Source organism: Enterococcus sp. PF1-24, from assembly GCF_029893325.1.
Taxonomy (GTDB): domain Bacteria; phylum Bacillota; class Bacilli; order Lactobacillales; family Enterococcaceae; genus HY326.
Window position 1 is genome coordinate 1 of the sequence record NZ_JARXWL010000050.1, and the last position, 9,744, is coordinate 9,744.

General features: G+C 37.5%; 10 protein-coding genes and 1 tRNA gene. 8 read left to right on the forward strand and 3 right to left on the reverse strand.

The features are described 5' to 3' along the window. The first annotated feature begins 19 nt into the window (after positions 1-19). Both M2139_RS13685 and M2139_RS13690 read left to right on the forward strand, forming a co-directional pair. Positions 20-93, forward strand: a tRNA-Asn gene (locus M2139_RS13685). 74 nt (positions 94-167) lie between these two features. Next, positions 168-602: a hypothetical protein gene (locus tag M2139_RS13690; RefSeq protein WP_280739415.1), complete on the forward strand. Its 435-nt coding sequence runs from the start codon at positions 168-170 to the stop codon at positions 600-602. 389 nt (positions 603-991) lie between these two features. Here the strand turns inward: M2139_RS13690 and M2139_RS13695 are convergent, their stop codons facing one another. Both M2139_RS13695 and M2139_RS13700 read right to left on the reverse strand, forming a co-directional pair. Beyond that, positions 992-1,153: a hypothetical protein gene (locus M2139_RS13695; protein ID WP_280739414.1), complete on the reverse strand. Its 162-nt coding sequence runs from the start codon at positions 1,151-1,153 to the stop codon at positions 992-994. Between the two features lie 18 nt (positions 1,154-1,171). Further along, the gene (locus tag M2139_RS13700) at positions 1,172-1,519 is read right to left on the reverse strand and encodes a hypothetical protein (RefSeq protein ID WP_280739413.1); all 348 of its coding nucleotides are present in this window, start codon (positions 1,517-1,519) and stop codon (positions 1,172-1,174) included. 387 nt (positions 1,520-1,906) lie between these two features. On the opposite strand from M2139_RS13700, the gene M2139_RS13705 reads away from it, so the two are divergent. Genes M2139_RS13705 through leuD form a run of 4 tightly spaced genes read left to right on the forward strand, consistent with a single transcriptional unit; the run spans position 1,907 to position 6,543 of the window. Continuing rightward, the gene (locus M2139_RS13705) at positions 1,907-3,442 is read left to right on the forward strand and encodes a 2-isopropylmalate synthase (protein WP_280739412.1); all 1,536 of its coding nucleotides are present in this window, start codon (positions 1,907-1,909) and stop codon (positions 3,440-3,442) included. Positions 3,443-3,457: 15 nt separating this feature from the next. Then, positions 3,458-4,504 carry a 3-isopropylmalate dehydrogenase gene (gene leuB / locus M2139_RS13710; RefSeq protein WP_280739411.1) on the forward strand — a complete coding sequence of 349 codons (1,047 nt, stop codon included), beginning with the start codon at positions 3,458-3,460 and terminating at the stop codon, positions 4,502-4,504. 26 nt (positions 4,505-4,530) lie between these two features. Continuing rightward, entirely contained in the window at positions 4,531-5,922 is a 1,392-nt protein-coding gene (gene leuC / locus M2139_RS13715; RefSeq protein WP_280739410.1) for a 3-isopropylmalate dehydratase large subunit, read from the forward strand. A gap of 30 nt (positions 5,923-5,952) precedes the next feature. After that, positions 5,953-6,543 carry a 3-isopropylmalate dehydratase small subunit gene (leuD, locus tag M2139_RS13720; protein ID WP_280739409.1) on the forward strand — a complete coding sequence of 197 codons (591 nt, stop codon included), beginning with the start codon at positions 5,953-5,955 and terminating at the stop codon, positions 6,541-6,543. A 224-nt stretch (positions 6,544-6,767) separates the two neighbouring features. Here the strand turns inward: leuD and M2139_RS13725 are convergent, their stop codons facing one another. Continuing rightward, positions 6,768-7,790, reverse strand: a complete 1,023-nt coding sequence (locus tag M2139_RS13725) for a lactonase family protein (protein ID WP_280739408.1) — start codon at positions 7,788-7,790, stop codon at positions 6,768-6,770. Between the two features lie 272 nt (positions 7,791-8,062). Between M2139_RS13725 and M2139_RS13730 the strand changes: the two genes are divergently transcribed. Together M2139_RS13730 and M2139_RS13735 are read left to right on the forward strand one after the other, a co-directional pair. Continuing rightward, positions 8,063-8,413, forward strand: a complete 351-nt coding sequence (locus M2139_RS13730) for a PTS glucitol/sorbitol transporter subunit IIA (RefSeq protein WP_280739407.1) — start codon at positions 8,063-8,065, stop codon at positions 8,411-8,413. A 9-nt stretch (positions 8,414-8,422) separates the two neighbouring features. Then, positions 8,423-9,592, forward strand: a complete 1,170-nt coding sequence (locus tag M2139_RS13735) for an AI-2E family transporter (protein ID WP_280739406.1) — start codon at positions 8,423-8,425, stop codon at positions 9,590-9,592. The last annotated feature ends 152 nt before the right edge of the window (positions 9,593-9,744 follow it).

Below are 9,744 nucleotides of genomic sequence, written 5' to 3' on the forward strand. Positions count from 1 at the left end.
GCCACGCAGTTATCAAAATTCCGGCATAGCTCAGTTGGTAGTAGCGCATGACTGTTAATCATGATGTCGTAGGTTCGAGTCCTACTGCCGGAGTTAGAGGTAGCGTCAGCTACCTCTTTTTTTGTTTTAACTTATAAAATATAATAGTGAGAAATGAGGAATAGCTAATGGTACCAAATTTAGGATATTACGTTCAATCAATCAATGATGTTGTGACTGAAACAGAAACAATAGGAGAAAAAATGCATCCTGGTTATGAAAAAATCAGAAAAGCGATAGATGACAATGATTTGAAATCAATTTCTGCGGATGAATTATCTGAGATTGCTAAACTTTTTAAAGAGGGTACAAAAAGCTATCAGTTACTATTAAATAGAATTAGTAAATTGCGAGCGCCAGCAAAAGTTATGGGGATTCATAAGAAGTTTGAAAAAGCCTATATCAATTACGTAGCAGGTTGTGAAGAGATGATTTCAAGTATTGAAGCTGCTGACGGAGTTGACCAAGAGTTGTTTAATGCTTCTGAGCAAAAGCAAGATGAAGCTTCAGATATCATTATGTTTACAATTGAAAAGATGTCTAATTCGCTTCTGAAAAAATAGTAATTTCTAATTATTTTTTAATGTTATTTTTATGACAAATCAAAAGGTTTGGTGTATTATTAACACATAACCAACAACAACCTTTTTATTTTTCATTTTACTCCTTCCTGGAGTAATAACTCCTTTTCCGTCGAGCCTAACCACCTCGGCGGTTTTTTGTTGGAGTTATAAGGTATAAGTTAGTACAATGAAATTATAAGTAAAGTTAAATAATTAAAATTGACACGTTATTTAATAAGCGGTTTTGTATATGTTTATTAAGATATTTTCATAAAAAGTAAAAAAACTTAATACTTTTTGAAAAAGTAAAGCACAATCAATCGGAATTGACTAAAAAAATATCCCCAAAGCCAATAAAAGCAGCTTTGGGGATATTTTTCTATTTATAGTTAGTTTTCGACATTACGAACATAATCATCAAAATAGCGAACGAGATCTTGCTTGATTTGTTGATACTCTTCTTCGGTAAATTCTTTGTCCTCGATTTTTCCATCAAAGAAAGGAATTTCTAACTCTTCTCTGATGCGATCTAATACTTGGTCTTTGTTCATAACTAGTTGCTCCTTAAGCTATAATAAATTTAGTTTGGTGGATAATGCTTCAAAATTATCTTTTAGAATTGATAGTGTGTGGTAAAGAGCAGCAGTATTTTCAATTTCTTTTAAGAAAACTTGTTTTAGTTGGAAATAGAAGGTTTCAAAAGTTTTGAAAAACTGTGTAATTTCTGTACGCATGAGTTCTGGATACATTTTTGTAAATAGCGTTGCATGGCTATAATTGGTATAGAGTTCATTGATGTTTAACAATGCTCGCTGGCGATCATAGTTCCTGCTAGTGACTAACTCATAAAGGGGTAAACTCTTATTGTAAAGCTCTGACAGTTCACTGATTAATTCTGAAAGATATTTTTGCTCCATTATAATTCCCTCCATTACATCATACATTTTTATGCTTCTAATATCCATAGTATAGCAAAAAAGCTTAAAAAACGTCGGCAATAACCCTTATGTTTTTATGAAAGTAGAAAAATAGCAATTTTTTGTTGACAATTTCTATATAAGAGTGTTAATATTTCTAATATACTGAATTGAACAAAAATTCTGAAAATAAAGAAAATAGGTTGAAGGTGTAGATTATGAAGATTAACAGAAGTGAAATGACTACATTATTATTATTATAGATGGACTCCTTTGTAAAAAATTTTATGAAGAAGTCCTATTCGCATTGTACAAATGAAAGCAATCATTTGTAGGGTGCTTTTTTTATAGCTTAAATTCAGTAAAATCAGCCAGGAGGAAAATAAAATGCGTAAAATTCAATTTTTTGATACAACTTTGAGAGATGGCGAACAAACACCAGGAGTTAATTTTAATACGAAAGAAAAAGTACAAATTGCAATGCAGCTGGAAAAATGGGGCATTGATACGATTGAAGCGGGCTTTCCGATTGCTTCACCGGGCGATTTTGAAGCCGTGGAAGCAATTGCCAAAGCAGCTAAGCGCATGACGGTAGCCGGTTTAGCTCGTTGTCAGAAAAAAGATATTGACCGGGCTTATGAAGCTTTAAAAGCTGCTAAATATCCGCAAATTCATGTCTTCTTAGCAACAAGTGATGTTCATATGGAATATAAATTGAAAATGACTCGTCAAGAAGTATTGGCTTCAATCAAAGAGCATGTCAGTTATGCTCGTTCACTATTTGATAAAGTTCAATTTTCACCAGAAGATGCTTCCCGGACTGAACGTGAATTTTTAGTTGAAGCAGTGCAAGTTGCTGTGGATGCTGGCGCACGGATTATTAATATTCCAGATACGGTGGGCTACTCTAATCCGACTGAGTATGGCAGTATTTTCAAATTGATGGGAGAAAGAATTCGCTGTGATGAAGAAGTGATTTATTCTTCTCACTGTCATGATGATTTAGGCATGGCCACGGCTAATGCGCTAGCAGCGATTGAAAATGGTGCTAATCGGGTAGAAGGCACGGTTAACGGCATTGGTGAGCGAGCTGGCAATACAGCCCTTGAAGAAGTTGCTTTGGCTTTATATATTCGTAAAGATTTTTATCAAGCGGAATCAAGTATCGTTTTAGTGGAAACGAAACGAACCAGCGATTTGGTTTCGCAGCTATCAGGGGTAGATGTCCCACGAAATAAAGCGATTATTGGTGCTAATGCTTACGCTCATGAATCTGGCATCCATCAAGATGGTGTTTTGAAAAATCCAGAAACTTATGAAATCATTACCCCGCAATTAGTCGGAGTTAGCCAAAATTCATTACCACTAGGCAAATTGTCAGGGCGCCATGCTTTCTTAACTCGCATGAAAGATTTAGGCTTTGATTTCGGTGAAGCGGAAGGCAATGAAGCTTTCAAACGTTTCAAAATTTTGGCAGATAAGAAAAAACAAATTACCGAAGATGATTTGATGGCGTTAATGGTGGAACAAGTGCGGGGAGTTGAAGAGGAATTTATTATTGATACGATGCAACTGCAATTTGTTTCCAACGGTTCTCAAGGAGCGATTGTCGGGATTCGTGATAAACATGGCAATGTTCAAACAAAATCCGCGATTGGTTCAGGTAGTATTCAAGCGATTTACAATTCAATTAATAAAGTCTTTATTTACACGCCAGTTTTGATTGAATATAAAATTCGGGCGGTAACTTCTGGGGAAGATTCGCAAGCAGAAGTGCGGGTGACAATTGAACATCCCGAAACTAAAAAACGTTTCAACGGTGTCGGTCTTGATTTTGACGTTTTAGAAGCTTCGGCTAAGGCTTATATTCAAGCTAATGAAGCCATGCAAAATCAAATGAAACCTACTAAAAATGTGGATTAAAAAGGAGCTATTAAGATGACGAAAAAAATTATTGCTTTAGCTGGCGACGGCATTGGACCAGAAATTATGGCCAGCGGTTTAAGCGTTTTAGCTGAAGTTGCTAAACAAGACAATTTAGCGATTGAAGTAAGCGAAAAATATTTTGGTGGAGCAGCGATTGACGAAAGCGGGCAAGCTTTACCAGCAGAAACATTAGCGGCTTGTGAAACGTGTGATGCCATTTTATTAGGGGCGATTGGTGGACCTAAATGGGAAAAAGGACCAGAGACACCGGAAAAAGGCTTATTGGCTTTACGAAAGGCGTTAAATTTATTTGCCAATATTCGCCCGATTAGCGTGCCAGATGCTTTAGTTCATTTATCGCCGATTAAAGAAGAAATTATTAAAGGCACGGATTTTGTAGTGGTGCGGGAATTAACAGGGGGCCTATACTTTGGTGAACCGCGAGTTTTAAATGCCGATGATGCTCTAGATACTAATGTTTATCAGCGTCATGAAATTGAACGAATTGTTCGCAAAGCTTTTGAAATAGCTCGTACCAGAAATAAAAAAGTGACTTCAGTTGATAAAGCCAATGTGTTAGCGACTAGTAAATTATGGCGGAAAATCGTTGAAGAAGTTGCTGAAGAATATCCTGATTGCCAATTGCAACATCAGTTAGTCGATTCAGCAGCCATGCTGTTAGTACAACGACCAAAAGATTTTGATGTAATTGTAACGGAAAACTTATTTGGAGATATTTTAAGCGATGAAGCTTCTGTGTTACCTGGTTCTTTAGGCTTGTTGCCAAGCGGTAGTCATAGTGAAGCCGGACCTTCGCTATATGAGCCGATTCACGGTTCAGCTCCGGATATTGCCGGTAAAGGTATCGCTAACCCGATGTCGATGATTTTATCCGTAGCCATGATGTTACGCCAGTCATTTGGCTGGGAAGATAGCGCAAAAAAAATCGAAGCCGCTTGTGATGCGGTGATGGCGGCGGGAATTTTAACTAGTGATTTAGGGGGACAAGCAACCACTTCCGAATTTACCCAAGCGGTTGTCGCTGCTTTGAAAAAATAAAAATTGATGAAAAGGAACGAAAATTGATGAAAAAAACACTATTTGATAAATTGTGGGAGCGTCATGTGATTGCTGGTAAAGAAGGCGAGCCCCAATTACTATATATTGATTTGCAACTGATTCACGAAGTAACTTCTCCCCAAGCTTTTCAAGGGTTGCGGGATGCAGGCCGAAAATTGCGTTGTCCTGAAAAAGTTTTTGCCACTATGGATCATAATACGCCAACTCAAGATATTTATAACATTAGCGATTTAGTTTCAAAAAAACAAATTGATACTTTACGAGAGAATTGTCAAGAATTTGGTGTGCGCCTGTGTGATAACGGTTCTGATTTGCAAGGTATCGTTCATATGGTTGGACCTGAAACGGGTTTGACACAACCAGGGAAGACGATTGTTTGTGGCGACTCACATACAGCTACTCACGGCGCTTTTGGCGCATTGGCTTTTGGGATTGGCACCAGTGAAGTGGAGCACGTTTTTGCCACGCAAACTATTTGGCAAAGAAAGCCAAAAACGATGGGGATTGAAATTACTGGTAAACTGCAAAAAGGCGTTTATGCGAAAGATATTATTTTGGCGCTGATTGCTAAATACGGCACGGATTTTGGTGTTGGTTATGGCGCGGAATATTATGGCGAAACGATTTCACAGCTTTCAATGGAAGATCGTATGACGATTTGTAATATGTCAATTGAAGGCGGAGCAAAAATGGGAATCATGGCTCCTGATGAAAAAACTTTTGCTTATGTAGCTGGTCGAGAGTTTGCCCCGAAAGATATGGCGGCAGCGATTGCGGATTGGCAAAATTTATATACTGATGAAGGAGCGAGTTACGAGCGCAAATTAACGCTAGATGTTAGTGATTTAGCACCTTTTGTAACTTGGGGCACCAATCCTGAAATGGGGATTCCGGTTACTGAAAAATTTCCGGAAATTAAAAATATGAACGATGAAAAAGCCTATGCTTATATGGATTTAAAACCTGGGCAGCAGCCTTCTGATATTGAAATTCGTCATGTTTTTATTGGTTCTTGTACTAATGGCCGTTTATCTGATTTGCAAGAAGCTGCTAAAGTAGTGGCTGGTAAAAAAATTAATCCGCAAGTAACCGGGATTGTCGTCCCTGGTTCACGACCGGTTCGTAAAGCCGCTGAAAAACTAGGCTTGGATAAAATTTTTATTGAAGCAGGTTTTGAATGGCGGGAGCCAGGTTGCTCCATGTGCTTAGGGATGAATCCTGATAAAGTACCAGCTGGCGTGCATTGTGCTTCAACTTCTAATCGCAATTTTGAAGGGCGACAAGGTAAAGATTCCCGTACCCATCTTTGTAGTCCGGCGATGGCGGCTGCCGCAGCTTTACATGGGACTTTTGTGGATATTCGTAAACCTGATCTTTTTACGGAAACAGCTAGCTAAATAGACTTGAAAATGAAAAGGTGAGATGACATGGAAAAATTTACAATCCATCAAGGGCAAAGTGTTCCTTTGATGAATGATAATATTGATACCGACCAAATTATTCCTAAAAGCTATTTGAAAGGAATTAGTAAAACGGGCTTTGGGGAGTTTTTATTTGATGATTGGCGTTACCAAGCAGACCGTTTGTTAAATATGGATTTTCGCTTAAACGAACCCGCTTATCAAGGAGCGACCATTTTAATTTCTGGAGATAATTTTGGTTCTGGTTCTTCCCGTGAACATGCGGCCTGGGCTTTACTTGATTATGGCTTTAAAGCGGTGATTGCTGGGAGCTACAGCGATATTTTTTATATGAATGCCACTAAAAACGGTTTGCTACCGATTGTACTACCATTAGCTGAGCGACAAAAATTAGCAGCCTTGCCAGCGGATAACCAAGTGGTGATTGATTTACCAAATCAAGTGGTGCAAGCCAATGGTGAAAGTTATTCCTTTGAAATTGATGTTACGTGGAAAGAAAAATTAGTCAATGGCTTGGACGATATCGGCATTACTATGACTTATGAAGAACAAATTACCGCTTATGAAAAGAAAATCCCGGCTTATTGGCAAAGTTAATTGTAAAATAAAAACTATCAGCTCTTCAATGTTTCTGAAGAAAGCTGATAGTTTTTTGTTTGAAGCTTTGCATGGAGCTGACCAAGCTCTTTCCGCTTTTCTACTTGTCCAGCTACGTGAGCTAGCTCCTTTCGATAAAGTGAAAAATAAATTCACGGCAGAAAACGCCGTTAAAATTTATTTCTGCACTTTACTCGGGAGCTGACCAAGCTCACTTCGCTTTTCTATTTATCAAAAAATACGCATACGCATTCTGGGGCGAAGATGTCTTTTTCGATTAAAGTTAATTTGCCGTTTTCAGCATTGCGACGGTATAAAGTTAAATTGTCGGAATCTTGGTTGGCAGCAATTAAAAATTGGTTGCTAGGGTCTAAGGCGAAATCTCTTGGGAATTTGCCTTCAGTTGAAATATGTTGAACAAGAGTTAATTCTGTGCCATCTGGATTAACGCCATAAACGACGATTGAATCGTGGCCACGGTTAGAGGCGTATAAGAATTTGCCGTCGTTAGAGATGCGAACAGCTGCGCCACCGTTGAATTCAGTGAAATCAGCTGGTAGGGTTGCAATTTTTTGTAAAGCTGTGAAGCTACCATCTGCTTGGTTATAACTTAATACCGTAATCGTATTATCTAATTCACCAAATAAATAAGCAACTTTTTGATTAGGATGGAAAGCTAAATGACGTGGACCAGTACCTGCTTCTACATGGAATTGGGCAACTTCAGTTAATTTACCGTTGTCTGCTACGTCATAAGTATAGACAATATCTGTACCTAAATCACAAACCGCCAAGCGATTATCAGGCGTTAAATCGGTATAATGAACATGTGGTGTATTTTGATTTTCATGAGGGCCAGTTGCTTCGTCATGAGTAATTGCATCAGCAGGAACTAAAGAACCATCTGCTAAAATTTTATAAACATTAACCCGGCCTTTATGGTAGTTAGCGCCATAAACCAATTGCCGAGTTTCATCAACAGCCACATAACATAAAGGGGCGCCTTCTTCAGTAACGGCATTTAAAAAGCTAAAGTCTTGATTATAAGCACCAGCGCCACCAGCACCATCAACGGCGGTAACTGTATAGACGTTGCCCGCTTGGCTCCGTGTTAAATAAGTTGGACTATTTTCTTTTGTTAATAATTTTAAATCACTTAAAGTTGCGGCTTCAGTATCTAAAGTGATACGATAGATGCCTTCACTAACTCTCCGCGTGTAAGTTCCCAATAATAAATTTAATTTCATAATTTTCCCTCCAGCAATCATTCTTTTTAAAAACTGTAAGAATAGTTTATCATAAAAAAGCTAACATAAACATGAATTAATCTTAAATGAAGAAAATCTACCATAAAAGTAACCGGCATTTTCAGATTTTTTTCTGTTCAATTGTAATCAAAATGTAATAAGTTTCAGCGTTTTTAATGGCTTTTTTGAAAGGCATTTTCTTTTTCCTATGCTATAATTAAGAAGATAGCTTAAGGATTTTTCTTAGCTAGTGAAAAAGGGAGATGAAATTGATGATTGAAGCAAAAGTGCAGACAATTGGTTCCGAAGCAATCAATGAAGAAAATTTACTAATTTTATTTAATGATACAGCAACCGCTGCTTTAAAAAATTATTCTATCATTCAAGCGGTTCAAGGGGAACCGGTTTTTGACTTACAAAAATTTGGCAAGATTACTTTTGATGAAGCTGAGTATCAAATTGAACATATTGGTAGCATGGCGAATCAAAATTTAACCGATATTAATCATGTAACTTTAATTTTTGATGAAGTGCCAGCAAGCGACTTTATCGAAAACGGGATTTACTTAACGCCCTATAAATTACCAAAAATTAAAGAAGGCACGGTCATACGCTATAGTTAGGAGCATTTTATGGATAAAAAAGAGGATAAACAGCGACTTTCCTGGTTTTGGCGCTGGTTTTTAAATAATCAAGTAGTTACAGCTTTGTTAGTTGTCTTACTAGTTTTATTGATTTTGTTAGTTTTTACGAAAGTATCGTATTTATTTACCCCTGTTTGGCAATTTTTAGCGGTAGTTGGTTTACCGATTATTTTGTCAGGGGTGCTCTATTATCTACTTAATCCAGTGGTGGATTATTTAGAGACGAAGAAAATCCCGCGGGCTTATAGTATTTTGGGCTTATTCGTGATTATTGTCGCTTTGATCGTTTGGGGTGGAGCCGTAATAGTGCCGAAAATTCGCGAACAGGTTGTTAGTTTTGCTAATAACTTCCCTGGTTATGTAGAAGTGATTGATCAAGAAATTCAAGAAATTACTAAGGCGCCATTTTTTGGTGAGCTAAATGTTCAATTAGGTAATATTGGCGATGAAATCACTAGCTGGTTAGCGAAGTTTCTACAAAGTATTTCTAAAACAACCGTGCAAGGGATTGGGAGTATCGTAGGAACGGTAGCAACTATTGTGGTGGCGGTGATTACTATGCCATTTATCGTGTTTTATTTATTAAAAGACGGCAAAAATTTAATTCCCTATTTTTTACAATTTCTACCAACGAAATGGCGGGAGCCTTCCTTAAAAGTGTTAACGGAAATGAATAAACAAGTTTCATCTTATATTCGTGGTCAGTTAACGGTAGCTTTTACGGTTTCATTGATGTTTATTTTAGGCTATTCAGTAATCGGCTTAGATTATGCGGTAATGTTAGGGATTTTGGCAGGGATTTTGAATATGATTCCTTATTTAGGTTCTTTCTTAGCGATGATTCCAGCTGTTTTTATCGCCATTGTGGCGGGACCAGCGATGTTAGTTAAAGTTTTAATCGTCTTTGCGATTGAGCAGACGATTGAAGGGCGTTTTGTTTCACCGCTAGTTTTAGGTAGTCAGTTGGATATTCATCCAGTAACGATTATGTTGGTTTTACTAACTTCTGGGAAACTGTATGGCGTGGCTGGCGTGATTTTAGGGATTCCGGCTTATGCCGCCATTAAAGTGATTGTTACCCATATTTTCCAATGGTATCAAAGCGTTTCTAAATTATATAATGATGATATTAAAAAAGATGAAACCCAGCTGAAATAAGCTGGGTTTTTAATTAGGAAAATTATAAAAAAACCACAAGCCTTCAAATTTGAAGGCTGTAGTGACCCCAAAAAGTTAGACTTTTTCGGAGTAGAGAAATCTACTCCGTTTTTTGTTGTTTTCAAATTAACTATTATGCAGCTTTCTGTGCT

What these genes read in the sequence shown, in the direction of transcription:
- M2139_RS13690 (WP_280739415.1), top strand. Translation starts at nt 168, where the DNA reads ATGGTACCAAATTTAGGATATTACGTTCAATCAATCAATGATGTTGTG.
- M2139_RS13695 (WP_280739414.1), bottom strand. Translation starts at nt 1,153, where the DNA reads ATGAACAAAGACCAAGTATTAGATCGCATCAGAGAAGAGTTAGAAATT.
- M2139_RS13700 (WP_280739413.1), bottom strand. Translation starts at nt 1,519, where the DNA reads ATGGAGCAAAAATATCTTTCAGAATTAATCAGTGAACTGTCAGAGCTT.
- M2139_RS13705 (WP_280739412.1), top strand. Translation starts at nt 1,907, where the DNA reads ATGCGTAAAATTCAATTTTTTGATACAACTTTGAGAGATGGCGAACAA.
- leuB (WP_280739411.1), top strand. Translation starts at nt 3,458, where the DNA reads ATGACGAAAAAAATTATTGCTTTAGCTGGCGACGGCATTGGACCAGAA.
- leuC (WP_280739410.1), top strand. Translation starts at nt 4,531, where the DNA reads ATGAAAAAAACACTATTTGATAAATTGTGGGAGCGTCATGTGATTGCT.
- leuD (WP_280739409.1), top strand. Translation starts at nt 5,953, where the DNA reads ATGGAAAAATTTACAATCCATCAAGGGCAAAGTGTTCCTTTGATGAAT.
- M2139_RS13725 (WP_280739408.1), bottom strand. Translation starts at nt 7,790, where the DNA reads ATGAAATTAAATTTATTATTGGGAACTTACACGCGGAGAGTTAGTGAA.
- M2139_RS13730 (WP_280739407.1), top strand. Translation starts at nt 8,063, where the DNA reads ATGATTGAAGCAAAAGTGCAGACAATTGGTTCCGAAGCAATCAATGAA.
- M2139_RS13735 (WP_280739406.1), top strand. Translation starts at nt 8,423, where the DNA reads ATGGATAAAAAAGAGGATAAACAGCGACTTTCCTGGTTTTGGCGCTGG.